At 70.2% G+C, this 23,374-nt stretch carries 20 protein-coding genes; 10 read left to right on the top strand and 10 right to left on the bottom strand.

Translation table 11 applies throughout. The features are described 5' to 3' along the window. Window positions 1–8 precede the first annotated feature (8 nt). The 5 genes from FOZ76_RS11920 to FOZ76_RS11900 all read right to left on the bottom strand — a co-directional run bounded on the left by FOZ76_RS11920 (window position 9) and on the right by FOZ76_RS11900 (window position 5,005). Window positions 9–995 (bottom strand): Bug family tripartite tricarboxylate transporter substrate binding protein, encoded by a 987-nt coding sequence (locus FOZ76_RS11920; RefSeq protein WP_143948488.1) that lies wholly within the window; start codon window positions 993–995, stop codon window positions 9–11. 66 nt (window positions 996–1,061) lie between these two features. Then, window positions 1,062–1,847 (bottom strand): crotonase/enoyl-CoA hydratase family protein, encoded by a 786-nt coding sequence (locus FOZ76_RS11915; RefSeq protein WP_143948487.1) that lies wholly within the window; start codon window positions 1,845–1,847, stop codon window positions 1,062–1,064. Then, entirely contained in the window at window positions 1,848–2,318 is a 471-nt protein-coding gene (locus FOZ76_RS11910) for a hotdog family protein (protein ID WP_143948486.1), read from the bottom strand. A gap of 159 nt (window positions 2,319–2,477) precedes the next feature. Next, window positions 2,478–3,641, bottom strand: a complete 1,164-nt coding sequence (locus FOZ76_RS11905; RefSeq protein ID WP_143948485.1) for an acyl-CoA dehydrogenase family protein — start codon at window positions 3,639–3,641, stop codon at window positions 2,478–2,480. Between the two features lie 155 nt (window positions 3,642–3,796). Further along, window positions 3,797–5,005: a CaiB/BaiF CoA transferase family protein gene (locus tag FOZ76_RS11900; protein ID WP_143948484.1), complete on the bottom strand. Its 1,209-nt coding sequence runs from the start codon at window positions 5,003–5,005 to the stop codon at window positions 3,797–3,799. A gap of 186 nt (window positions 5,006–5,191) precedes the next feature. On the opposite strand from FOZ76_RS11900, the gene FOZ76_RS11895 reads away from it, so the two are divergent. After that, window positions 5,192–7,249 (top strand): M13 family metallopeptidase, encoded by a 2,058-nt coding sequence (locus FOZ76_RS11895; protein ID WP_143948483.1) that lies wholly within the window; start codon window positions 5,192–5,194, stop codon window positions 7,247–7,249. A gap of 58 nt (window positions 7,250–7,307) precedes the next feature. On the opposite strand, the gene FOZ76_RS11890 is transcribed toward FOZ76_RS11895, so the two are convergent. Together FOZ76_RS11890 and FOZ76_RS11885 are read right to left on the bottom strand one after the other, a co-directional pair. Then, window positions 7,308–8,996 carry an AMP-binding protein gene (locus FOZ76_RS11890; protein WP_143948482.1) on the bottom strand — a complete coding sequence of 563 codons (1,689 nt, stop codon included), beginning with the start codon at window positions 8,994–8,996 and terminating at the stop codon, window positions 7,308–7,310. A gap of 43 nt (window positions 8,997–9,039) precedes the next feature. Next, window positions 9,040–10,002, bottom strand: coding sequence for a Bug family tripartite tricarboxylate transporter substrate binding protein (locus FOZ76_RS11885; RefSeq protein ID WP_143948481.1), 963 nt, complete (start codon window positions 10,000–10,002; stop codon window positions 9,040–9,042). A 151-nt stretch (window positions 10,003–10,153) separates the two neighbouring features. Between FOZ76_RS11885 and FOZ76_RS11880 the strand changes: the two genes are divergently transcribed. The 7 genes from FOZ76_RS11880 to FOZ76_RS11845 all read left to right on the top strand — a co-directional run bounded on the left by FOZ76_RS11880 (window position 10,154) and on the right by FOZ76_RS11845 (window position 17,397). Then, entirely contained in the window at window positions 10,154–11,113 is a 960-nt protein-coding gene (locus FOZ76_RS11880) for a helix-turn-helix domain-containing protein (RefSeq protein WP_143948480.1), read from the top strand. 117 nt (window positions 11,114–11,230) lie between these two features. Then, window positions 11,231–12,604 (top strand): heterodisulfide reductase-related iron-sulfur binding cluster, encoded by a 1,374-nt coding sequence (locus FOZ76_RS11875; RefSeq protein ID WP_246129460.1) that lies wholly within the window; start codon window positions 11,231–11,233, stop codon window positions 12,602–12,604. Window positions 12,605–12,609: 5 nt separating this feature from the next. After that, window positions 12,610–14,136, top strand: coding sequence for an FAD-binding oxidoreductase (locus FOZ76_RS11870; RefSeq protein WP_143948479.1), 1,527 nt, complete (start codon window positions 12,610–12,612; stop codon window positions 14,134–14,136). Window positions 14,137–14,304: 168 nt separating this feature from the next. Beyond that, complete coding sequence (locus tag FOZ76_RS11860) at window positions 14,305–15,348, top strand: acyl-CoA dehydrogenase family protein (RefSeq protein ID WP_170235409.1); 1,044 nt, start codon at window positions 14,305–14,307, stop codon at window positions 15,346–15,348. Then, window positions 15,336–16,115 carry a PIG-L deacetylase family protein gene (locus FOZ76_RS11855; protein WP_246129458.1) on the top strand — a complete coding sequence of 260 codons (780 nt, stop codon included), beginning with the start codon at window positions 15,336–15,338 and terminating at the stop codon, window positions 16,113–16,115. Before FOZ76_RS11860 ends, FOZ76_RS11855 begins: the two co-directional genes overlap by 13 nt. Further along, a complete protein-coding gene (locus FOZ76_RS11850; protein ID WP_143948476.1) occupies window positions 16,112–16,717 on the top strand; it encodes a class I SAM-dependent methyltransferase in 606 nt (201 codons plus the stop codon). The genes FOZ76_RS11855 and FOZ76_RS11850 overlap by 4 nt, the downstream gene beginning before the upstream one ends. Continuing rightward, on the top strand, window positions 16,714–17,397 hold the full coding sequence (locus FOZ76_RS11845; RefSeq protein WP_143948475.1) for a glycosyltransferase family 2 protein: 684 nt from the start codon (window positions 16,714–16,716) through the stop codon (window positions 17,395–17,397). Before FOZ76_RS11850 ends, FOZ76_RS11845 begins: the two co-directional genes overlap by 4 nt. Before the next feature lie 21 nt (window positions 17,398–17,418). Here FOZ76_RS11845 and FOZ76_RS11840 read toward each other — a convergent pair whose 3' ends face one another. Then, a complete protein-coding gene (locus tag FOZ76_RS11840; RefSeq protein ID WP_143948502.1) occupies window positions 17,419–17,799 on the bottom strand; it encodes a diacylglycerol kinase in 381 nt (126 codons plus the stop codon). A 277-nt stretch (window positions 17,800–18,076) separates the two neighbouring features. On the opposite strand from FOZ76_RS11840, the gene FOZ76_RS11835 reads away from it, so the two are divergent. Beyond that, window positions 18,077–20,026: an LTA synthase family protein gene (locus tag FOZ76_RS11835; protein ID WP_143948474.1), complete on the top strand. Its 1,950-nt coding sequence runs from the start codon at window positions 18,077–18,079 to the stop codon at window positions 20,024–20,026. Between the two features lie 13 nt (window positions 20,027–20,039). On the opposite strand, the gene FOZ76_RS11830 is transcribed toward FOZ76_RS11835, so the two are convergent. Together FOZ76_RS11830 and FOZ76_RS11825 are read right to left on the bottom strand one after the other, a co-directional pair. Continuing rightward, window positions 20,040–21,311, bottom strand: a complete 1,272-nt coding sequence (locus tag FOZ76_RS11830; protein ID WP_143948473.1) for a sensor histidine kinase — start codon at window positions 21,309–21,311, stop codon at window positions 20,040–20,042. A 2-nt stretch (window positions 21,312–21,313) separates the two neighbouring features. Further along, entirely contained in the window at window positions 21,314–22,009 is a 696-nt protein-coding gene (locus FOZ76_RS11825) for a response regulator transcription factor (protein WP_143948472.1), read from the bottom strand. Between the two features lie 166 nt (window positions 22,010–22,175). Between FOZ76_RS11825 and FOZ76_RS11820 the strand changes: the two genes are divergently transcribed. Then, window positions 22,176–23,339, top strand: coding sequence for a LuxE/PaaK family acyltransferase (locus FOZ76_RS11820; protein ID WP_170235408.1), 1,164 nt, complete (start codon window positions 22,176–22,178; stop codon window positions 23,337–23,339). Window positions 23,340–23,374 lie beyond the last annotated feature (35 nt).

The following is a 23,374-nucleotide window of genomic DNA, read 5'->3' as shown; positions in this document are numbered from 1 at the left end:
TTTTGCGGTCATTCGCGTTCGATGCCGGCCGCGCGGGCAGCCTGGTCCCAGCGCTCGAGCTCGGCGGCGAAGTACGGTCCGAACTGCTGGGATGAGGGCGCTTGCAGGGCCACGCCCTGGGCCGCGAACTGCGACACCAGCGCCGGATCCTCGGCCGCCGCGGCCAGCGCCTCGCCCCAGCGCGCGACGACGGCGTCGGGCGTGCCGGCCGGCAGCATGACGGCATGCCAGGTGGGCGCGACGAACCCCGGCATCACCGAGCCATCGAAGGTCGGCACGCCGGGCAGCTCGGGCATCGGCTCCTGGCTGGTGAGCGCCAGCGCGCGCACGCGATCGTCCTGTATATACGGCAGCGCGGAACTCACAGCGTCCAGCATGAACTGCGTGCGTCCGCCGATGAGGTCCGTCATGGCGGGGGCGGTGCCCTTGTAGGGCACGTGCACGGCCTCGAGTTCGTTGGCCTGCAGGAACAGCGCGACGGCCAGGTGCGTGATGTTGCCCACACCGCCCGTGCCGTAGCTCAGCCCGTTCGGGTTCGCGCGAAGATGCTCGACGAACTCCTGGATCGTGCGTACCGGCAGCGTCGGGTTGACCATCAGCACCGCGGGTATGGTCGCCACCTGCCCCACAGGCGTGAAGTCCTCGAGCGGGTCGAAGTTCAGGCGCTGGTACAGCGCGGGGGTGATGGCCAGCCCCGACGAGTGATAGAGCGCCGTGTACCCGTCCGGCGCCGCGCGCGCCACGTACTCGGTGGCGATGTTCCCGCTCGCGCCGGTGCGATTCTCCACCAGGATCTGCTGGCCCAGCACCTCGCCGGCCCGTAGCGCGAGCGCGCGGGCGACGACATCGGTCGGCCCGCCCGCCGCGAAGGGCAGCACGAGCCGCAGCGGTTGGCGGGGCCAATCGGCCTGCGCCGCCATAGCCCGGCACAAGGGTGCGGCCAGAAGGCCGGCCGCGGAAAGGCCGGCGAGCAGTCGTCGCCTTTGCATTTGCATGGTTGTCTCCTCGTTGTCATGGGCTGTCGCCCGGTGAATCGCTCTCGCCCGAAGGCGGGAGCTTGGTCAGCGCGACAATCGATGCAGCGCGGCCTCCAGCGCCGCGCCGTGTTCCGCTGTGTGATGCGCCAGCGCCTGCATCGCCGCCGACATTTCGAGCAACGAATCCAGCCGCGTATGCATGCCCTCCCGGATGAGGCGCTTGGTCATGCGCAGCGCGGGGCCGGGGTTGACCGCGATGCGCCGCGCCAGCTCGAGCGCCGCCGGCATCAGCTCCCCCGCGGGAACGACCCGGGACACCAGCCCCCAGGCATAGGCCTGCTGCGCGTCGATCGGCTCGCCGGTGAAGGACATCTCGCAGGCCCGCGACAAGCCGATTGCCCGGGGCAGCAGCCATGCGCCGCCATCGCCCGGCGTCAGGCCCAGGCGCACGAAACTCTCGGCGAACACCGCGTCTTCGCTGCAGATCCGGATGTCGCACATGCAGGCCAGATCGTTGCCCGCGCCATAGGCCGCGCCGTTCACCGCCGCGATCGTGGGCACCTCCAGGTTGCAGAGCACCCGCGGGATGCGCTGGATGCCGTCGCGATACGCGTGGCGGCTGAGGACCGGCTCGCCCAGGCCGGCACCGACCGACCCCGCGAGCGTCTTCAGGTTGCCGCCCGAGGAGAAAGCCGCACCGGCGCCGGTGAGCACGGCCACGCGCACGGAAAGATCGGCATTCAGCGTGGCGCAGCAGCGCTCGAACGCCTCGGCCACGTCCTCATCCGAAAGCGCGTTGCGCGTGTGGGGCCGGTTCATCGTGACGAGTGCGATCGCGCCCTCGCGCTCGAGCTTGAGGAAGTCCTCCATTCAGGCGCCCCCCGCAGTGCGCAGCCGCATCATGCGCAGCGGCGTGTACGTCATCAGGGTTTCGTCGCGCTGGTTCAGGACGGCGTTGCGGGTGCGCACCAGCCCCCGGTCCGCGCGCGAGGTCAGCCGGCGCTCGATCACCTCGCAGCGCACACGGATCGTGTCGCCCACCAGCGTCGGCGCCGACACGTCCAGCGTGGCATTCAGAAAGGCCAATCCGGTACCCATCATGGCCGGCGTCACCAACCCTTCCGCGCAGGCGTAGACCAGGGCGCCGGGCACGACACGGCCCGGGATCGCCATACGCTCGCGATCGTGCGCGTCGGTGAACAGTTCTTCGTTGAGCCAGCTCAGGTTGACGAAGTTCACCAGGTCGGTTTCGGTGATCGTGCGCGCACGCGAAACGAACCAAGCGCCCAGGGCGAGATCCTCGTAATGAAAACCGCCGCTCAACAGCAGTTGCTGCGACATCCGCATCTTCTCCTCAGTGATCCATGGCGCTGCGCGCCACCCCGATGCATGACACTGCGGCGACGCGATCCAGGGCACCGCGGAACCGGCTGTGCCGGTCCGCCAGTGCCGCCCCGTTGAGGGGGGCGCGCGTCGGCACGTAGGGGGTGGGCCTTCATCTCAATATGACTTGGGCAGCTCGAGCACCTTCTCCGCGATGAAGCAGAGAATGAGCTGGGGGCTGATGGGGGCGATGCGCGGCACATAGGATTCGCGCAGATACCGCTCGACATGGTATTGCCTGGCGTAGCCATAGCCGCCGTGCGTCATCACCGCGACTTCGCAGGTCTTGTGGCAGGCTTCGGCGGCAAGATACTTGGCCGCGTTGGCCTGCGCACCGCAGTTCTCGCCGCGATCGAACGCCGCGGCCGCCGCGAGCATCATCAGGTTGGCCGCCTCCAGTTCCATCCAGCACTCGGCCAGCGGATGCTGGATCGCCTGGTTCTTGCCGATGGGGCGATCGAACACCACGCGCTCCCTGGCATATCGGGCGGCGCGCTGCAGTGCCGCGCGCCCCAGCCCGATGGCCTCGGCGGCCACCAGAATGCGTTCGGCGTTCATGCCCTGCAGGATGTAGTGGAATCCCCGGCCTTCCTCGCCGATGCGGTCGGCCACGGGCACCGGCAGGCTGTCGATGAACACTTGATTGGTGTCGACAGCCTTGCGCCCCATCTTGTCGATCTCGCGAGTCTCGACGTGACGCCGGTCGAGATCGGTGTAGAACAAGGTGAGGCCCTCGGTCTTGCGGCGCACGGCCTCGAGCGGCGTGGTGCGCGCGAGGACCAGCATCTTCTCCACGCTGCTCGCGGTCGAGATGAAGGTCTTGGCGCCGCTCAGGACGTAGCCGTCGTCGGTACGCTCCGCGCGCAGCTTGAGCTGTGTCGTGTTCAGGCCGGTATCGGGCTCGGTCACCGCAAAGCAGGCGCGCTCGCGTCCGGCGATGAGCGGCGGCAGCATCCGCGCCTTCTGTTCGTGCGTGCCGAATTCGAGCACCGGATTCAGGCCGAAGATGTTCATGTGGATGGCGGATGCGCCGCTCATGCCGGCACCCGACTCGGCGATCGCCTGCATCATGACCGCCGCCTCGGCGATCCCCAGGCCCGAGCCGCCGTACGCCTCGGGGATGGCGATGCCCAGCCAGCCCGCCCGGGCGAGCGCTTCGTGAAAGTCGTAGGGAAAGCCGCCCACACGATCCTTCTGCAGCCAGTACTCGGCATCGAAGGGCTCGCACAGCCGCAGGATGGCGTCGCGGATCTCCTGCTGCGCCGTGGTCAATGGGTTCATGCTCGTTGTCTCCTCGCGCGCGTGTGCCGCGCATCGTGCGAGCCGCTCCCGCCTGAGGACGGAAGCCCGCGCTGGCTGAGGGCGCCTGCGGCGCCGAAACGGATCTGCTTGGCAAGCCCCGCCCTGATGGCCAGGGCTTGCGCTTTGGCCCGTGGTCAAGGGCCGGTTTCGAGCCGGGTCGCCCCGGACTTCTCCAGTGCTGCGATCTGCGCATCGGACAAGCCCGCCTCGCGCAGTACCTCGAGCCCGTGCTCGCCCAGGCGCGGCGCCTGGCGAAAGACGCCAGGCGACGTGCGCGACCACTGCGCGACGGGCGCCATCTGGCGCAGCCGGCCTTCCGAGGGGTGTTCGGCAACGGTGAAGAAGTCGACGGCGGCGAGATGCCGGTCCTCGAGCAGCGACTCGAGCGTATGCATGGGCATCACCGGGATGTCCGCCGCCTCCAGCGCCTCGATCCAGGCAGCCGTGGTGCGGGTGCGCATGATGTCGGCGACCAGGCGATAGAGCTCGCGGATGTTCTCGGTGCGGCTGGCGATGGTGGAGAAGCGCGCATCGTTCTCCAGCAACGCTGCTTGTCCCACCAAAGCGAAGAACCGGCGCCATTGCTTGTCGTTGTACATGAGCACGCAGACGTGGCCGTCCTGCGTGGCGTAGGGCCGCCGATACTCGTTGAGCAGGCGCGCATAGCCGGCCGGCGCGAGCGGCGGGTCGAAGGTCTGCCCGTTCAGGTGGTCTCCGAGGACGAAGGCGGCCATGGTCTCGAACATGGGAACGTCGATGCGCTGCCCCGCGCCGGAGCGCGAACGCTCGAACAGTGCGGCCGACACGGCGTTGGCCGCGTGGATGCCGACGATCCGGTCCACCATGGCGTTGGGAACGTAGCGCGGCTCGTCGGCACCGGCCAGCGCACCCAGCATGGGCAGCCCGACGGCGCCCTGGATCAGGTCGTCATACGCCGGCTTGTCTGCATAAGGGCCTTGCTGGCCGTAGCCGTACACACCCACGTAGAGCAGCGACGGATTGACGGCGGCCACGTCCTCGTAGTCCAGGCCGAGACGGCGCATCGCCTGCGGCCGCACGTTGTAGATCAGCACATCCGCCCGCGCGACGAGCTTGAGCAGGGCATCGCGCCCATCGTCCAGCTTCAGATCCAGGACGACGCTGCGCTTGTTGCGGTTGCAGTTCAGGAAGATCGCCGACATGCCGGCGTTGCGGGCCGGCCCGATCGTGCGCACAGTGTCGCCCGCCGGCGGTTCCACCTTGATGATGTCCGCCCCCAGATCGCCCAGCAACTGGGTGGCGTAGGGCCCCATCAGCACCGTTGTCATGTCGACGACGCGCACGCCGCTCAATGGCCCGCTCATTCATGCACTCCTTGCATCGAGAGCAGCCATCCTAAGCAGCATGGAGAACGAGGAAAAATACTTTGTTCACATCGCGCGATACGCCGTATGTATTGGGCAGGCTTCTGCGAAGCCTGCCGGCGAAGTAACATCCGGTCATCGAAACGGCTTTCGATCTGAAACACTCCCTCCCGCAGACGCCCAGCCATGCCCCAGCCCGTCCTGCTTTCCGCGCTCGCCCTCGCCGTCGCCTGCCTGACCTCGGCCTGCGCCGGCGACGATCCGCGCCCTGACGCCGGCACCAACCTCGACGTCGCGCAGTTCGATCGCACCGCGGACCCCTGCGTCGACGCGAACGCCTACGTCAACCGCCACTGGTTGCAGGACACCAGCATTCCGCCCGAGCGCGCCTCGGTGAGCACACTGTCGATCATGGCGGACGCCGGCCTGGCCGCGCAGCGCGAACTCGCGCAGCAGGCCGAGGCCAGGGCCGACCAGGCCGAGGCGGCCTCGGCATGGCGCCGGGTCGGCTGGTTCTATCGCAGCGGCATGGACATCCAGGCCATCGAGGCCGAGGGCATGGCGCCGCTGGCGGACGCCCTGGCGCAGGTCGAGGCCATTGCGGGGCCCGGCGATCTCGCGGCCTACGTGGGTCGGCGGGCCGCCGCCGGACAGGACGAGATGTTCGCCATGGCGGTGGAACCCGCGCAGGATGCGCCTCAGGAACAGGTGCTCGGCCTCTACCCCGCCGACCTCGGGCTGCCCACACCGGCCGATTACACCGACCCGGACAGCGCGGCCTTGCGCGCGGCCTACCTGGACTACATCGCGAGCCTGTTCGCGCTGTCCGGCGCGGACGCGGCCGAAGCGCGCGCACGGGCGGCGACCGTCCTGCGCGTGGAAACCGGCCTGGCGGCCCGTGCCCCGTCGCCGGAAGAAGCGGCCCAGCCGCGCAACCAGTTCCGCCGCGTCACGTTGGAGCAGGCCATGGCCGAGATGCCGGCCTTCGACTGGCCGCGCCTCCTGCGCACCCTGGGCGTGGCCGACGCGGGCGACCTCTCGATCGCCCCGGCGCCCTATTTCGCCGGGCTGGACGCGCTGCTGGCCACCACCCCCATCGAGGACTGGCGCACCTGGCTGCGCTGGCGCCTGCTCGATCGCGCCGCGCGCTACCTGGGCAGCGCCTGGCGGCAGGCGGCGTCGGCGTTCTACGACACCACGCTGCAAGGCATTCCCGAAGCCCCACCGCGCTGGCGCCAGGTGCTCGACACGATCAACGCGACGATGGGCCAATCGCTGGGCGAGCTGTATGTCGAGCGCCACTTCGACGAAGCCCACCGCACGGCGGCGCAGGCCATCGTCGAGGACGTGCGCGCAGCGCTGCTGCGGCGTGTCGAGCGGGTCGACTGGATGAGCGAGGACACGCGCGCCACCGCGCTGCGCAAGATCGCCACCATGCACCTGAACATCGGCTATCCGACGCCATGGGACGACTGGTCGCAGGCCGGCATCCGGCCCTCGGGCTACTACGCCAACGTGAGCGCCGCGCTGGCCCACGGGCGCATGCTGGCGCTGGCCCGGCTCGGCCAACCCGTGCAGCGCGACCGCTGGGACATCAACCCGCAGACCGTGAACGCCCAGTACGACGCTTCACGCAACGCCATGACCTTCACCGCCGCGATCCTGCAGGCGCCGATCTTCGATCCGGGGGCGGACGCCGCTCTGAACTTCGGCGGGCTGGGTGCCGTCGCCGGGCATGAAATGACCCACGCCATCGACGACCATGGCAGCCAGTACGACGAGACCGGCCGCCTGGTCGACTGGTGGAAACCCGCGGACGCCGCGCGCTTCGCCGAGCGCGGCGCGCTGCTGGTTCAGCAGGCCGAGGCCTACGTCCCCTTGCCCGCCGAGCCGGCGCTGCGCATGAACGGCCGCCTGACGCTGGGCGAGAACATCGCCGACCTGGGCGGGCTCGCCGCCGCCAGCGATGCGCTCGCCGCGGGCGTGGCCCAGGGACGCTACCCGCGCGGCGAGGTCGACGGCTTTCTGCCGCAACAGCGCGTGTTCCTTGCCTGGGTCCGCAACTGGCGCGAACGCGTGCGCGAGCCGGCCCTGCGGGTGAGGCTGCAGACCGATCCGCATGCCCCCGGCGCGTTCCGCGCCAACAATCCCCCGGCCAACCTGCCGGCCTACGCCGCAGCCTTCGCCTGCGCCCCCGGGCAGCCCATGGCCCGGCCGCAAGCACAGCGCGTCCAGGTCTGGTGAGCGCTGCCACGCCGCTGCGCCTGCCGGGACGCGACGCTTTGTCGCACCGCGCGGCGCTTCAGCGGGGCGCCGTACCGCCGCCATCGGCAGCGGGTGATACCAGGCAGGGCGCCAGCGAGCCGAGCGCCTGCCGCTGAAGCTTGCCGGTTTCCGTGCGCGTGAGCGCCGGTACGAACAGTATCCGACGTGGATACTTGTACGGTGCGATCGTCTGCTTGACGAAATCCTGCAGACGGCTCGCGGTCTCCTCGTTCGGCACATGGCCCGGCTTGAGCACTACGTAAGCCTGCACGATCTGCCCGCGGGCCGGATCCGGCGCCCCCGTCACGCCGCACTCGGCCACCGCCGGATGCTGCATGAGGGCTTCCTCGACCTCGGGCGCGCCGATGTTGTAGCCGGCCGATACGATCATGTCGTCGTTGCGCGCGACGTAGCGGAAATAGCCGTCCGCATCGCGCACGAAGGTATCCCCGGGCAGGTTCCAGCCCTGGACCACGAACCGGCGCTGGCGCTCGTCCGCGAGGTAGCGGCAGCCCGTGGGCCCCTTGATCGCCAACCGGCCGGGGGTGCCGTCCGGCACCGGCTGCATGTCCGCATCCACGACCTGCGCGACGTAGCCTGGCACCACCTGGCCGATCGTGCCGGGGCGCACCTGCTCCGGCGGGCTGGAGATGAAGATGTGGATCATCTCGGTTCCACCGATACCGTCGATCATCTCGATGCCGGTGGCTGCCTTCCAGAGCTGGCGCGTGGTGTCCGGCAGCGCCTCGCCGGCCGACACGGTCTTGCGCAGCGAACCGAGTTCGTAATTCCCCACCAGCGCAGCCATCTGCCGATAGAAGGTGGGTGCGGTGAATACGATGCTCGCACCGAAGTCCTGGATCTCGGCCAGCAGGCCCTCCGGCGTGAGGCGTTCCGAGAGCACCACGCTCGCGCCCGCACGCAGCGGAAAACACAGCAGCCCGCCCAGCCCGAAGGTGAAGGCGAGCGGCGGCGTCCCGCAGAAAATGTCGGCGGCGCTCGGCTTCAGGACATGCCTCGGGAACAGGTCGCACATGGCGAGCACGTCGCGATGGAAATGCATGCAACCCTTGGGCTGACCCGTGGTGCCGCTGGTGAAGGCGATCAGGCAGACGTCGTCTACCGCCGTGTCGCAGGCCGTGAACGTCGACGGCTTGCCCTTCGCCAAGCCGTCCAGCGAATCCGGCTGCGCCGAATTGAACAGGACGACCTGCGCCAATCCCGGGCAGTGGTATGCACTGTCCGGATCGGCGCAGGCGTGCATATCCTCGGCGAGCCGTGCGTCGCAAAGCGCCGCCCGCACCTGCGCCTTGTCCACGATCTGCTTCAGTTCCTTGGCGCGCAGCAGCGGCATGGTCGGCACGGTGACCAAGCCGGCCTTGACCGCGGCCAGCCATACCGCCGCCATCATCGGATTGTTCGGCCCGCGCAGCAGCACCCGGTTTCCCGGCACCAATCCCATGTCGTCGAGAAGGACGTGGGCGATGCGATTCGTGAGGGCCGCAAGCTCGGCGTAGCTCATGCGCATCGGCCCGTCCTCGCCGCGCCAGCGCAGCGCGATGCGCTCGCCCTGGCCGCGCGCCACCCAGTCGTCGAGCAGCGCCGACGCGCAGTTCAGGCGCGAACCGCACTGGGTGTCCGGGCACTCGGTCAACAGCGCCGGCCAATCCTCGGGCGCCGGCAGATGGTCGCGGCAGAAAGTGTCAACGTGTGCGGAAGGTTCCATGATCGTCTTCAATGTCTAAGGGAACGACACAACAGGCTGTCCATCACTCGAGCTGGATGTTCGCCGCCTTGGCCGCCTGTGCATACATGGGTATCTCGCGCTGCATGACATCCGCCAGTCGGGCCGCCGTGCCGCCGATCGGCTCGACGCCCATGGCGCGCAGCCGTTGCGCGACCACCGGGTTCTCGATGGCCCTGGCCGTGGCGTTCTGCAGCGTCTCGACGACGCTCGGCGGCGTGCCGGCCGGCGCGAACAGCGCTTGCCAGAAACTCATGGTGAAGTCCGGCACGCCGGCTTCGGCCACCGTGGGCAGCTCGGGAAGACTGCCGAAGCGCTCCGCGCTGGTCACGGCCAGGGCCCGCAGGGCGCCCGCCTTCACCTGAGCCAGCACGGCTGCCGCATCGATCAGGGCGAAGTCCACCTCGTTGGACAGCACGGCGGTCACCGCCTGCGAATTGCCCCGGTAGCTCACTACGTCCACGTCCATTCCGGCGCGGCTGGCGAAGATCTCCGTGGCCAGTTGGAACGAGGTGGCGCCGGATGCCGCGAACAGCGGCTGCTTGCTGTTCTTGGCATGTGCGATCAATTCGGCAACGGAACTCACCGGCAGTTCGGGCTTGACCGCCAGCACCATCGGAATGTCGCCGACGAGGGCAATCGGCGCGAAATCCTTCACCGAGTCGTAGTCCAGATTGCTGTAGAGGGCCGGATTGACCACCATTCCGCTGCTCGGGCCGGCAAGCAGCGTATAGCCATCCGCCTCGGCGCGCTTGACCGCGCCGATGGCAATGGCGCCGCTCGCGCCGGGGCGGTTGTCCACGACGAAGGGCTGGCCGAGCTGGCCCTGCAATTGTTCCGCCAAAAGGCGCGCGACGACGTCGGTCCCGCCGCCGGGGGCAAAGCCCACGATCACGCGCACGGGCTTGTCCGGATAGGCCGGCTGTGCGAGGACGAGGCTGTGCGCGAGCGCGAGCGCTGCGCCAGCCAGAAACTGGCGTCGTTGCATGTGATGCTCCTGAATGCGGTTGCCCGTGGGAAGGAAATGCCGGCATGGCTGGGCGTTGCCGCGCTAGTGAATTGTGGGGGCCTTTGCTATAGTTATCTCGACTCTCAGTGCCAATCGAGCACGCTGGCAGCGTCACTATCCGGATATGGCAATGAACGCTATGTGGCAGCACTGGTGCACCCGCGAGCACGGGGCGGGCAGGTCAGTGGAGTTCTGGCACGATGCCGTCCGCCACGGCGTCATTGAGTCCGACTTCGACACCGACTCCACGCAGGATTTTTCCGGCGCCATGTACAGTCGCGCCCGCGCCGACGTGCGCATGGTGAACTTCTCCTGTACGGCGCATCGCATCCGGCACTCGCACACGCAGGCGCGCCGCCAGAACGGCGACCACCTCATGCTCAGCCTGCAGACCGAGGGCGGCGCCCATATCTCGCAAGGCCATGGCTCGGTGGAGCTCACACCGGGCTCGCTCGCGCTGATCGACGCCGGGCGCGCCTTCCGGATCGATTTCCCGCAAGACACCGCGCGCCGTCTGGTGCTGCTGCCGCGCAGCCTGCTGTCGGCGCGGGCGCCGGCGCTCAGGCAACTGGACAATCCCGTCGTGCTCCCCGCGCAAGCCAGCCTGGCGCCCGTGCTGGCGGCCAGCGTGCAGGTGCTGACCGACCCTCGCCATGGCTTGGAGGATTCGACCGTCGACATGCTGCTGCGCACCGTCGTCGAGACCCTGAGCGCGAGCTTCGCGGCGCACGCCGGCGCTCGGCGCCAGGTCACCGAGATGTCGTTCGACACGATGCGCCGCTATGTGGACATGCACCTGTCCGACTGCGAGCTCTCGCCGGCCCGCGTGGCCGCCGCATGCGGCATGTCGGTCCGCACCCTGCACCGCCTCTTTGGACGGCATGCCGACACGTCCTTCGAATCCTACGTGGTGGACGGGCGCCTGAAGCTCGCGCACGCCCTGCTCGAATCGGGAAGCGCGGGCAGCGTGGGCGACGCGGCCTTTGCCAGCGGCTTCAACAATCTCTCGCATTTCGCACGGCGCTTCAGCGAACGCTATGGCGCGCCGCCGAGCCACGTGCTCCGGGCAGGCCGCACGGCGCCCGGCTAGCGCGCATTCTGCGCCGTGACGCCGTGAGCATATTCGCCTGACGCTTTGAGCGGCGCTGGCGTTTCTTCGGACTGACACAATGGCCTCGTGCCGTCGAACCATGACGGCGAACGCGGCATGTCCAGCATGAAGAACACCATTGCGATCCACCGCATCGATCACGTCCGGGCCGAAGTCGACAAGTGCGCGCATTTCGGCTTTTGCACCGCCGTCTGTCCCACTTACGTTCTCGATGGCGACGAACACGACTCGCCGCGCGGGCGCATTGCGCTGGCCAAGGAGATGCTGGCTCACGACGGCCCGCCCTCCGCGCTGGCAGTCAAGCACCTGGACCGTTGCCTGTCCTGCCTGTCCTGCGAGACGACCTGCGCGGCCGGCGTCTCGTATCGCGAGATCATCGACGGCGCCCGCCAGCACATCGAGGCCAGCGGCGTGCGTCCGCTCCCGCAGCGCGCCTTGCGCTCCCTGGTCGCGCGCACGCTGACCACGCCGGCGCTGCTGCGTCCGGCGGTGGCGCTGGCCACGCGGCTGCCGGGCGTCGCGGCGCGCATGCCCGGCCCGCTCGGCGCGCTCGCCGGCCTGGCTCGGGCACCCGGGCTGGCCGCGCTGAAGGGGCGCAGCGCGGCCCCGCCCGTGCGCAATGACGCCCCGCCCCAACGCCGGGTTGCCCTGTTGAGCGGCTGCGCGCAGTCGGTGCTGGGCGCGGAGATCAACGACGCCGCGCTGCGCCTGCTTGCGCGCGCCGGCATCCACGTCCAGCCGACGCCGGCCGGGCTGTGCTGCGGCGCGCTGGACCTGCACATGGGACGCCGCAAGCCGGCCGTGCGGCACATGCTCAAGCTGGTGCGTACCCTGGACGCCGCGCTGGCCGAAGGCCGCATCGACGCCGTGCTCGCGACGACGTCCGGATGCATGTCGGTCATGCAGCACTACGACGAGGTATTGTCGGACCATCCCGAACGCCGGGAGGCCGGGGCGCGAGTCAAGCACGCCACCCGCGACGTGACGCAGTTCGCGCAGGAACTGGCGCTGGCGCCGACGGGAGCGGCGGCCGGCCTGATCGTCTCCTATCACGACGCGTGCTCGCTCAACCACGGCCTGCGGCTCAAGCGCCCGCCGCGCCAGGCCCTGCGCGACGCCGGGCTGCAGGTGCGCGATATCGCCGAAGCCCATCTGTGCTGCGGCTCGGCCGGCACCTACAACATCCTGCAGCCCGAGATCTCCGAGCGCCTGGGCCGCCGCAAGGCCATGCACGCGGCGAACGCCTCGCCCGACGTCATCGCCGCCGGCAATATGGGCTGCCTGGTCCAGATGTCACGCTACACCGATGTGCCCGTCGCGCACACGGTTCAACTCCTGGACTGGGCCACGGGCGGCCCGGCTCCGCGCGGCCTCGAACACTACGTGCCTCGCGCCGTCGTCGCCGAGGAGGCTCCTGCCGTGCCCGAAACCGCCAATGTCACCGCCGACGCCGGCGATTCCTTCTGGTGAACTCCATGCCATCTTCCGACTCCATCACGCGCTACGTCGCCGCCGTCACCGAGCTGCTGGGCGAAGCTTCCATCACGCTCGTCGACGACGTACTCGATCGCTACGGCGAACACACGCTGCCGGCGCCGGACACGCGGCCCGGCGCCGTGGCCTATCCGGACTCGACGGCCGCGGTGCAGACGCTGGTCCGCCTGGCCAACGAACACGGCGTAGCCCTCTTTCCCATCAGCAACGGGCAGAACATCGGCCTGGGTACACGTTCGCCCGTGCGCCCGGGCCAGGTGGTGGTCGATCTGGGCCGCCGGATGAACCGCATCCTGGAGATCGACGAAACGCTGGGCTATTGCGTCCTGGAGCCGGGCGTGAGCTTTCGCGCGCTGCACGATACCCTGCTCGAGCGCGGCAGCCGGCTCATGATGTCGCCCACGGCCGGGCCCTCGCAGGGCAGCGTTCTGGCCAACGCGCTGGACAAGGGCGGCGGCAGCGGCGCCTACGCCGACCATTTCGGCATGAGCTGCGGAGTCGAGGTGGTGCTGGGCAACGGCGACGTGATCCGTACCGGCGACGGCAGCCTGGCGGGCGACGCGCATCCGAACTGGCACGTCTCCAAGTACAGCTTCGGGCCCTTCCTGGACGGCCTGTTCTCGCAATCGAACTTCGGCATCGTGACCCGCATGGGAATGTGGCTGATGCCGCGCCCGCCCCACATCGAGCCCTTCTTCTTCACCTTTCCGGACGACGACGACCTGGGCGAGGTGATCGAACTCATCCGCCCGCTCAAGCAGAGCAACTTCGTGCCGACGCTGATCCGGGCCACCAACGATCTCTACCTGCTGTCGTCCGCGACCTCCAATCCGGAATATGCCCGGACGGGCGGCACCCGCACGCTGTCGGACGCGGGGCGGGCCGCGCTGCGCGAGCGCTACGGCCTGGGCGCGTGGACGGTTTCGGGCGCCTTCTACGGCGCCAGCAAGGCCGCGGTCGCGCCCTCGGTGGAGCGCGTCGTGCGCCATTTCACCGCGTCGGGCAAAGGACGGCACATCTCCCTGGACGAAGCGCAGGAGATCGCGCCGCTGCACATCGCGATCAACGCCAATACCGGCGTGCCCACCGACAGCGAGCTGAAGATGCTGGGCTGGCGTCCGGGCGGCGGCGTGGCCTGGCTGTCGGCCGGCACGCCGATGGTGGGCAGCGTGGCCGCAGAATTCCAGCGCGCGGCGCGCCGGATCTGCACCGATCACGGGCTGGAATACCTGCTGTCCAACGTGTGCGGGCCCCGCTTCGCGCGCGGGGTGCACTCGATCCTATTCAACCGGGAGAATGCCGACGAATGCGCGCGCGCCGACGCCTGCTATCGGCAGATGGCCACCTTGTTCGCGTCGAACGGCGTCTTCGTCGGCCGCGCGCCCACGCTCTATCAGTCGTTTCACGCCGAGCAGCGCATGCCCGAGTTCAACGCGGCATGCGCGGCGATCAAGCACGCGCTGGACCCCAACGGCGTGATCGCCCCCGGCAAGTACGGCATCGAGTGACGGCCCGGCGCGCCAAGGCGGCGCGCGGCGCGCGGCCATGCCTCGGGCATCGGCCGCGCAACACACCCTGATCCGGCGGCCCCGCGCCGGCTCGTTGCCAGGACTCGGCCAGGGGCGGGGCACGGGGCTTGCTTTCCGGGATCACCTCATCCCTGAAACGCCGCGGCCATGCCTAGCGTCGCACCTCGCCACCCGTTCTCGATCGCGTCCCTGCAGACCACGCCTTGCGAGGCACCGCCGTCTCTTGGGCAGGCGTTCGCGCACTGGGTGGACCGCCAGCGCGAGCGGCCCTGGCCACTTCCCGGCAGCGGGGCAACTCTCGAGCGCTGGCGCGCCCTGGCCGACTGCGGCGCGGCCGATCTCGCGCTGGCCAAGCTGGTCGAAGGCCATGCGGACGCGCTCGCCATCCTGGCCGAACTCGACGCCACCGCACGATTGCCCGCGCATGGGCGCTGCGCCACGTGGTGCGCCGAACCACCGGACGCCCGCCTGGACGTGGCGCCGGCGGGCCGGCACACCGGCAGCGGCGCCGAGGTCGTGCTGGACGGGCGCAAAGCCTGGTGCTCGGGCGCCGAGTGGATGACGCACGCCCTGGTGAGCGGCTGGAACCCGGCCGGCGAGCCGGTGCTGGCGCTCGTCGAGCTCGATCAGCCCGGCGTGCGCATCACCGGGGGCGGCTGGCAGGCAGTGGGCATGGCGCGCACGCGCAGCGTCGACGTGCGCTTCACCCAGGCGGGCGGCGTGCAGGTCGGCCAGCCCCATGCCTATGTCCGGCGACCGGGGTTCACCCACGGCGCCGCGGGCGTGGCGGCATGCTGGTACGGCGGCGCCTGCGCCATCGCCGGCGCGCTGCGCGCAGCCGTCGGCCGCCGCGACGACCCCCACGCCGAGGCGCGCCTGGGCATGCTGGACGTGGCGCTGGCCCAGGCCGGCGCGCTCCTGCGCGACGCTGCGCAGGCCATCGACGCCCGGCCCGCCGACCCCTGCGCGGTGCAGGTCATGCGCGCGCGGCTCGCCGTCGAATCCGCGGCCGAGCAAGTGCTGCTCGGTGCGCCCAGGGCGCTGGGCGCCGGTCCCCTGTGCAAGGACGGTGCGCTCGCGCAGCGTTTCGCCGATCTGCCGATATACATCCGGCAAAGCCATGCCGAACGCGACCTCGCCCGGCTCGGGCAGCACATTGCCGCCCAGGAGGTTGACCCATGGCAGCTATGACCGACGCGGCCCCGGGCGCCGAGCGCCGCCGCATCCGCGGCCGCGGCACCGGCGAATCCGCCTGGCGCGCCTGGTTCTCCAGGCACCCCGTGCCGCCGCTCGACGCGCCCGCCTGCTTCGCGCGGCATCCGCGCCTGCTCGTCGTCGCGCCCCATCCCGACGACGAAGTCCTGGGCGCGGGCGGCCTCATGCGCGCCGCCCGCGCGGCCGACAGGGAAGTCCGCGTGGTGGCGGTCACGGACGGCCAGGCCAGCCACCGCGGCTCGACGCTGTGGTCGCCCGCCGAATTGGCGGCCGAACGCCTGGCGGAGTCGCGCCGGGCCCTGGCGCACCTGGGCATCGATACCGCCATCTGCCGGCTCGGCTGGCTGGACGGCGGCTGTGCGCGCCACGAGGACGACCTGGGTCGCATGCTGAAGGCCCTGGTGCGGCCCGACGATCTGGTCGTCACCACATGGCGCCTGGACGGCCACCCCGACCACGAGGCGACTGCCAGGGCCTGCGCCGCCGCCTGCGCGAGCCGGGGCGCGACGCTGTGGGAGGCGCCGGTCTGGGCGTGGCACTGGGCGCGCCCGCAAGACCCTGCGCTCGACTGGACGCGCGCGGTCGCCCTCGCGCTGTCGCCGTCCGACCTGCAGGTCAAGCTGCAGGCGGTGCAGGCCTACCGGACCCAGCTTCTTCCCGATCCCACCACCGGCCGCGATGCCATCGTGCCGCCGCATGCCCTGGAGCGCCTGGCCCGGCCCTTCGAGGTGATGTTCACATGACCGACGACAACATCGCCAAGCGCTGCGGGCACTTCGATGCGCTCTATCGCGACAACCCGGACCCGTGGCAGGCGGAACACTCCTGGTACGAACGGCGCAAGCGCGACATCCTGCTCGCCAGCCTGCCCCGCGAGAGCTATGCCAATGCCTTCGAGCCCGGCTGCGGCAACGGCGTGACCACCCGCGCGCTGGCCGCGCGCTGCGGCCGGCTGCTCGCGATGGACTGTTCGGCGCAGGCCATCGCACGCTGCCGTCGGCTCGCCGCCTCGCCCGACGACCCCGACCTCGAATTCCGCGTCGGCCACGTGCCGCAGCACTGGCCCGAGGCGCCCGAGGGGCCGTTCGATCTGATCGTCGTATCCGAGCTCGCGTATTACCTGGACGCGCCCGCGCTGGCGCGGCTGCGCGAATGCTGCCTCGCCTCGCTCGCCGCCGGCGGCGACCTGGTGCTCTGCCACTGGCTGCCCAATTTCGACGATCGCACGCTGGACACAGCGCAGGTGCATGCAGCCTTCGCGCAGGTTCCCGGCCTGGTCAACCTGGTGAGCCATGCCGAGCCGACGTTCCGCCTGGACGTCTGGAGGCGCAAGGCCAGCGCATGATCGGCGTCTGCATCCCGGTCCACAACGAACAGGCCCATCTGGCGGCCTGCCTGCAATCCGTCATGGCCGCGGCCCGCCATCCCGGGCTGGTCGCCGAATCGGTGCACATCGTGCTCGTGCTCGATTACTGCCGCGACGCCAGCGCACGCATCGCGCGCGAGTGGCCGGTGCAGGCGCTGGCCATCCACGCGCGCAACGTCGGCGTCGCGCGTGCCGTGGGGGCGGCCCGGCTGCTTGCGCTCGGCGCGCGCTGGCTCGCCTGTACGGATGCCGACAGCCGCGTGGCCCCGGACTGGCTGGTCTGCCAGCTCGCGCTGCGCGCGCCCGTCGTGTGCGGCACGATCGCCGTGGCCGACTGGACGCCCTTGGGCGCGAGCGCAGCCGCTGCACGCGCGGCCTTTACCGCCCGCTACCAGGATCGCGACGGCCACCGGCACGTGCACGGCGCCAACCTCGGCATGGCCACCGCCGCGTACCACCAGGTCGGCGGTTTCGCCCCGTTGCGGTGCAGCGAGGACCAGCATCTCGTCGACCGCATGGCGGCGGCGGGCATCCCCATCGCCTGGAGCGCGCGGCCGCGCGTCTACACCAGCGCGCGGCCCCACTCGCGCGTGCGCGGGGGCTTTGCGGACACGCTGCGGCGCAGCGCCGGACTCGCTCTGGAGCGCAGCGTGCGCTGACGGCGGCCAGCGGCGCACGGTTCAACGGCGCAGGTACAGGACGAGAAAGGTCAGCCAGACCAAGGCGGCCCAGCCGATGGCGAGCATGACCGCCGCGCTGCCCAGATCCTTGGCCCGCCCGAGCAGCGGGTGATGCTCCAGCGACAGCGCATCGGCCAGCGCCTCGACGGCCGAGTTCAGAAGTTCGACCGCGAGCACCGCTGCCAGCGAACCCAGCAGCAGCAGGATCTGCACGGCGCCCTCGCCCAGCACGAAGGCGCAAGGCACGAGCACGACGATGACCGCCAACTCCTGGCGGAACGCGGCCTCGTGGCGAAAGGCCGCGCCGAAGCCGCGCGCCGAGTAGACGGCGGCGCAGCGTATCCGTCGCAGGCCGGAAACACTTTTGAACGGGGACACCATGAGCGGGACCGGATTCGGCAGCAGGCAAAAGCAAGGGCAGGCCACCTTGTAGCAGACCTTGCGCGCATCGCGCACGCGCATCGGCGGCTTTCGATGCCGATCCGCCACGCCCGCCGCCCGCCCCGGGGCCAGCCGTGCCGATTTGACGGAAATTTGACAAATCCATGATGCCCGCTTGACGCCCCGCCACCTACGATCGGCCGGTCGCCCCCGGGGCGCTGCCCTGCCATGCACGCACCCGGCGACATGCGATCCATCCTCAGTACGACCGGCATCCATGTATTCGCAGACCCTGACTTTCCTGCTTGCCAGCTTCCTCCTGCTCAGCGCCTCGCGCCTGGCCCTCATCGGCTGGCAGCGCCAGCGCGTGCGCGCGGTGCGCGGACTGTGGCCCTTGCTGCTGGGCGGTCTCAGGATCGACGCCCATCTCGTGGCCCTGGCGGCGGCCGTACCGCTCACGCTGGCGCCCTGGCTCGGCGACGCACCGCTCGCCATCGCCATCAATGCGGTCTGGCTGCAGTTCGCCTGGCTGCTGATCGTGCTGCTCGAAGTGTCCACGCCGCAGTTCGTCGACGAATACGACACCCGCCCCAACCGCCTGTACATCGCCTACCTGCAGCACCCGCGCGAAGTCCTGACCATGCTCTGGCGCGGCTACCGGGCGAGCGCGCTGGGCGCCATCGCCGGCGTGGCGGTGTTCGCGCTGCTGGGCCACTGGCTGTTCGCCGAACCGCAATGGCGGGCGCTGCCGGACGCCTGGTGGGCCAAGGCCGGCCTGAGCCTGCTCGCCGTCCTGGCGTCGTTCCTGGCGATCCGCGGCACCTTGCGCCACCGGCCGATCAACCCGTCGACGGTGGCCTTCTGCGGCGACGCGCTGGTCAACGCCCTGGCGCTGAATTCCCTCTACAGCGTGATGTACGCCGCCTACTGCCTGAAGAACGAGCGTTCGAGCGCCGACGCCTATGGCGATCTGCCGGCCGACGTCGTGCAGCAGGAGGTCGCGCGCGCGGCCGGCCTGCCGCCGCCCGCCCCGGACGCGGCGATTCCGACGCTGCATCGGCACGGCGGCGGCCGCCCGGCCGTGCGCCCGCGCAATCTCGTCATCATCGTCGAGGAGAGCCTGGGCGCGCAGTTTGTGGCGCACCTGGGCGGGCGCGCGCTCACGCCGGAGCTGGACGCCCTGGCCGAGCAGGGCTGGGATTTCGTCAACGCCTATGCCACCGGCACGCGCTCGGTGCGCGGGCTGGAAGCCCTGGTCGCCGGTTTTCCGCCGTCGATCTCCGAGGCCGTGCTGCGCCTGCCCAACGCGCAGAGCCGCTTCTTCACCCTGGCCCAGGCCCTGCGCGAGCAAGGCTACGTCAACCGCTTCGTCTACGGCGGCGAGGCCCACTTCGACAACATGCGGGGCTTCTTCCTGGGCAACGGCTTCGACGAACTGTACGACCTGAAAACCTTCGAGAACCCGGCCTTCGTCGGGACCTGGGGCGCGAGCGACGAGGACATGTTCGCCCGTCTGCACGAGCTGCTCTCGCGCGACGACGAGCGGCCGAGCTTCACCCTCGCCTTCTCCGTGAGCAACCACACGCCCTGGGAATATCCGGCCGGGCGCATCCGGCCCGAGGGCGCGCCGGCCACGGTGGAGAACACCGTGCGCTACGCCGACTGGGCGCTCGGACGCTTCTTCGAGCAGGCCCGCGCCTGCCGCTACTGGGACGACACGGTATTCCTGGTGGCCGCCGATCACGATGCCCGCGTGGGCGGCTGCGAGCGCGTGCCGCTGCGCCACTTCCATATTCCCGCCCTGATCCTGGGCGGCAGCATCGCGCCGCGGCGCGATACCCGCCTCATCAGCCAGATCGACCTGCCGGTGACGCTGCTCTCGCTGATCGGGGTCGACTGCGAGCACCCGATGATCGGCCACGATCTCACCCGCGACGACGCCGGCGGACGCGCGCTGATGCAGTATGGCGAGGCCTACGGCTACCTCAAGGCAGACACCCTGACGGTGCTCGAACCGCACCAGCCCGCCGTCCAGTTCCGCTACGCCGCGCCCGACGGCTATACGCCGCTCGACCCGGACGCGGCCCTGGTGCGCGAGGCGCTGGCGCATGCGCTGTGGGCCGACACCATGTACCGGCAGCGGCTGTACACGCTGCCGCACCTGCGCATCGCGGCGCCCGGCCAGGCCCCGGCACAGCCGGCCGGCCCGGCGCTGCGCGCGGGCTGAACCGCCGCCCGCGTCACGCCGCCGCGCGCTCCGGCGCGAACGTCAGGCGCAGCACGGTGCCGCCGGTCTCGGTCTGCGGCGCGCTCAGCGGCCAGCCCAGGCGTTCGGCGATCAGGGTGACGATGAACAGCCCCAGGCCCGGCAGGTTGGCGAGATCCTCGGCCTCGCCCGCGCCCACGAGAAAGTCGCGGTAGGCGCGCGGCAGGCCGCTGCCCTCGTCGATCACTTCCAGCCACGACGCGTCGACCCGCACCTGCACGCGGCTCGTCGTGTGCTGCAGGGCGTTGTGCACGAGGTTGCGCACCAGCATGCGCACCAGCATGGGGTCGGCGCGCACGCACACGGGCTCGTCCACCTGCAGCGACAGGCGCGGCGCCTCGCCGATCGTAGGCGCCAGATCGGCGAGCACGCCGGCCACCAGACGCCCCAGGTCCAGCGGCTCCCAGGCAGGCGCCGCGGCCGCGCGCCGCGTCAGCGTGAGGATCGCCTCCACGTTGGCGCCCATCTCGTCCGCGGCGCGCCGGATGCGGGACAGGGCGCGCGCGTCGGCCGGCGAGAGCGCATTGCGCTGTTCGATCACGTCCAGCGCGCCGCCGATCACCGCCAGCGGCGTACGCAGCTCGTGGCTGGCCATGCCGAGCAGCGACTTCTCGCGGCGCACGTAGGATTCCAGCTCCTCCAGGAAACGATTGAACGAGCACGCGATGGCGCGCAGCTCCTGGTCGCCCGACTGCTCGGACACGCGCGGCATGGCGGGCGCGGGCAGAGTGCCCTCGATGTCGCGCGTGAGCCGGGTCAGCGGCGCCGCCAGGCGCCGGCCGGTGATGTGCGCGAGCAGCCCCGCCAGCGCGATCATGCCTACGCACAGCGCCAGCAGGAAACGATGGAACACCGCTTCCTGGTACTCGAAGATGGAAATGTCCTTGGCCAGATACAGCCGGCCGCCCTCGGCCTCGGAGGCGGTCACGATCAGCGTGGTGTCGCCCTGCTCGACCTCGCCCGCGAAGGGAAACGGATAGCGCTGGAACAGCGCGGGTATCTCGGTCTCGCCGACCAGGGCCGCGGGCACGTAGAACGCCTGCAGCGTCGCGGTGTTCCACACCAGCGGCTTGTCGGCCTCGGCCAGCTCCAGCAGGAAGTCGCGCTCGGCCTGTATATCCAACGCCAGGATCGCCTGCTCCAGTTTCTCGTTGGCGATCAGCACGCTCATCACCGTGACCAGGAGCGCGAGCAGCACCGCGCCCAGCACCGTGCGGCGTATGCGCCGTTCGATCGACTGCGCCATGCTCAGGGCTCGCCCGGAACGTCGAGCCGGTAGCCGCGGCCATGGACCGTCTTGACCAGCGGGTCGCCCACCTTGTCCTGCAGCAGCTTGCGCAGCATGTAGACGTGCGTGCGCAGCGTATGCGGCTCCACGATGCGCTCGCCCCAGAGCGCGTGGCTGAGTTCCTCGTGCGAGACGAAGGCCGGGTGTGCGCGCACCAGCAGCTCGATGAGCTCGGCCGCCATGCCCGAGAGCTGGACCTCCTTGTCGGCACCGACGCGCAGCTTGAGCGTACCGGGCTCGAAACTCACCGCGCCGCGCTGCAGCACGGCTTCGGCCGGCCGGCTGCGCCGGTACAGCGCATCGATGCGCATCTCCAGCTCGCGCAGGTGGAACGGCTTGACCAGATAGTCGTCGGCGCCGCCCGCGAACCCGCGCTCCTTGTCCTCCAACTGGTCCTTGGCCGTCATCAGGATGATCGGCGTGCGGCAGGCCAGATCCTCGCGCACGCGCCGGCACACGGCGAAGCCGGACGGCCCGGGCAGCATCACGTCCATGACGATCACATCGTAGGTGTTGCGCGCGAGCAGGTGCAGCGCCGTCAGCCCATCGGCGGCGAAATCCAGCACGAAGTCCTTGTCGGCGAGAAACTCCGCGATGTTGGCGGACAACGCTACGTTGTCTTCCACGATGAGCACGCGAACGCTTTGTACGGCCATGATGGGCCCGTCTCCCGGATGCACCGGCTGCGTGCCGGCGGCACTAGCATAACGCCCGCCGCAGGCGCGCGATGCCGAGGGTGGCCACCCCCGGTGGGTTGTCGATGCCGCATGCTCGTGAAACAATGCGATGCAAAACGACAGCAAATTTCACGGTGAGTTGCGTATGGTGACCGACATGCAGTGGCTCGAGGCCTCGAGCGCGCCGGAACTCGAGTGCGTGCGGGCCTTCTGCGCACAGACCGACCCCGCCGCGGCGCGCGACGAGGGGCAGTTCGTACGGGCCATGGTGGCGCTCTCGCGCTGGCATGCCGAGCGCAACCGCTGGTATGCCGGCCTGCTCACGCAGCACGGCACTGATCTCGAGCGCGTGCGCAGCCTGGCCGACCTGGCCGACCTGCCCTCCGTGCACGCCAATTTCTTCAAATACCACGAGGCGAAGTCGGTGCCGGACGAGGCCATCGCCACGCACCTCACCTCGTCGGGCACCACCGGCCAGAAGTCCCAGATGTTCTTCGATGCGTTCACCATGGACACGGCGCGCCGCATGGTGGATGACGCCATGCGCCATCGCGGCGTGCCCAGCGATGGCGCCGCGAACTATCTGGTCAATGCCTACGAACCCTATGCCGGCTTCAAGGTCGGCACTTCCAACACCAACCAGTACCTGATGCGCTACGCCCCCGTGGCCGAGGCGTTCTGGACGCTGCGCTGCATCGGTGAAGGACGCCACGAGTTCGACGCCTTCGGCGCGGTACAGGCGCTGAGCCGCTTTGCCGCCAGCGGCCAGCCGACCCGCATCATCGGCTTTCCCGCCTTCCTGCATTTCGCCCTGGAGCGCATGGCGCAGATGGGCATGCCGCCGCTGCGCCTGCCGGCGGGTAGCTGGGTGATCTTCGGCGGCGGCTGGAAAGGCCACGCCGACAAGGCCATTTCGCGCGCGGCCCTGCAGGCGCAGATCGGCCAATGGCTGGGCGTCGGCCCGGAGCACATCGTGGAGACCTTCGGCGCGGTCGAGCACTGCATCCCCTACGTAGGCTGCGCGTGCCAGCACCTGCACGTGCCCGTCTGGTCGGAAGTGCTGATCCGCGACGTGCGCACGCTCGCGCCGCTGGGCTACGGCGAGCCGGGCTTTCTGTCGTTCCTGTCGCCCTACATCACCTCGGTGCCGGCGCACAGCGTGGTGATGGGCGATCTCGCCGTGCTGCACCCACCCGGCAGTTGCGAGTGCGGCGCGGCCACGCCCTGGTTCGAGGTGCTGGGCCGCGCTGGCACGTCCAGCAACAAGAGCTGCGCCGCCGCCGCGGCCGAACTGCTGCGCGCCGCATGAGGCGCGTGCCCGCGCCCCCCACCCTACGAGGAGCA

The sequence above is a fragment of the Verticiella sediminum genome (genome assembly GCF_007558815.1).
Taxonomy (GTDB): domain Bacteria; phylum Pseudomonadota; class Gammaproteobacteria; order Burkholderiales; family Burkholderiaceae_B; genus Verticiella; species Verticiella sediminum.
This window is presented reverse-complemented; position numbering and strand designations above follow the sequence as displayed.

Excerpts from the sequence above, each read along its gene's own strand:
- FOZ76_RS11820 (WP_170235408.1), top strand. The coding sequence starts at position 22,176 with ATGGTGACCGACATGCAGTGGCTCGAGGCCTCGAGCGCGCCGGAACTC.
- FOZ76_RS11870 (WP_143948479.1), top strand. The coding sequence starts at position 12,610 with ATGCCATCTTCCGACTCCATCACGCGCTACGTCGCCGCCGTCACCGAG.
- FOZ76_RS11920 (WP_143948488.1), bottom strand. The coding sequence starts at position 995 with ATGCAAATGCAAAGGCGACGACTGCTCGCCGGCCTTTCCGCGGCCGGC.
- FOZ76_RS11850 (WP_143948476.1), top strand. The coding sequence starts at position 16,112 with ATGACCGACGACAACATCGCCAAGCGCTGCGGGCACTTCGATGCGCTC.
- FOZ76_RS11860 (WP_170235409.1), top strand. The coding sequence starts at position 14,305 with ATGCCTAGCGTCGCACCTCGCCACCCGTTCTCGATCGCGTCCCTGCAG.
- FOZ76_RS11840 (WP_143948502.1), bottom strand. The coding sequence starts at position 17,799 with ATGGTGTCCCCGTTCAAAAGTGTTTCCGGCCTGCGACGGATACGCTGC.
- FOZ76_RS11915 (WP_143948487.1), bottom strand. The coding sequence starts at position 1,847 with ATGGAGGACTTCCTCAAGCTCGAGCGCGAGGGCGCGATCGCACTCGTC.
- FOZ76_RS11880 (WP_143948480.1), top strand. The coding sequence starts at position 10,154 with ATGAACGCTATGTGGCAGCACTGGTGCACCCGCGAGCACGGGGCGGGC.
- FOZ76_RS11875 (WP_246129460.1), top strand. The coding sequence starts at position 11,231 with ATGTCCAGCATGAAGAACACCATTGCGATCCACCGCATCGATCACGTC.
- FOZ76_RS11830 (WP_143948473.1), bottom strand. The coding sequence starts at position 21,311 with ATGGCGCAGTCGATCGAACGGCGCATACGCCGCACGGTGCTGGGCGCG.
- FOZ76_RS11845 (WP_143948475.1), top strand. The coding sequence starts at position 16,714 with ATGATCGGCGTCTGCATCCCGGTCCACAACGAACAGGCCCATCTGGCG.
- FOZ76_RS11885 (WP_143948481.1), bottom strand. The coding sequence starts at position 10,002 with ATGCAACGACGCCAGTTTCTGGCTGGCGCAGCGCTCGCGCTCGCGCAC.
- FOZ76_RS11835 (WP_143948474.1), top strand. The coding sequence starts at position 18,077 with ATGTATTCGCAGACCCTGACTTTCCTGCTTGCCAGCTTCCTCCTGCTC.
- FOZ76_RS11905 (WP_143948485.1), bottom strand. The coding sequence starts at position 3,641 with ATGAACCCATTGACCACGGCGCAGCAGGAGATCCGCGACGCCATCCTG.
- FOZ76_RS11890 (WP_143948482.1), bottom strand. The coding sequence starts at position 8,996 with ATGGAACCTTCCGCACACGTTGACACTTTCTGCCGCGACCATCTGCCG.
- FOZ76_RS11910 (WP_143948486.1), bottom strand. The coding sequence starts at position 2,318 with ATGTCGCAGCAACTGCTGTTGAGCGGCGGTTTTCATTACGAGGATCTC.
- FOZ76_RS11895 (WP_143948483.1), top strand. The coding sequence starts at position 5,192 with ATGCCCCAGCCCGTCCTGCTTTCCGCGCTCGCCCTCGCCGTCGCCTGC.
- FOZ76_RS11900 (WP_143948484.1), bottom strand. The coding sequence starts at position 5,005 with ATGAGCGGGCCATTGAGCGGCGTGCGCGTCGTCGACATGACAACGGTG.
- FOZ76_RS11825 (WP_143948472.1), bottom strand. The coding sequence starts at position 22,009 with ATGGCCGTACAAAGCGTTCGCGTGCTCATCGTGGAAGACAACGTAGCG.
- FOZ76_RS11855 (WP_246129458.1), top strand. The coding sequence starts at position 15,336 with ATGGCAGCTATGACCGACGCGGCCCCGGGCGCCGAGCGCCGCCGCATC.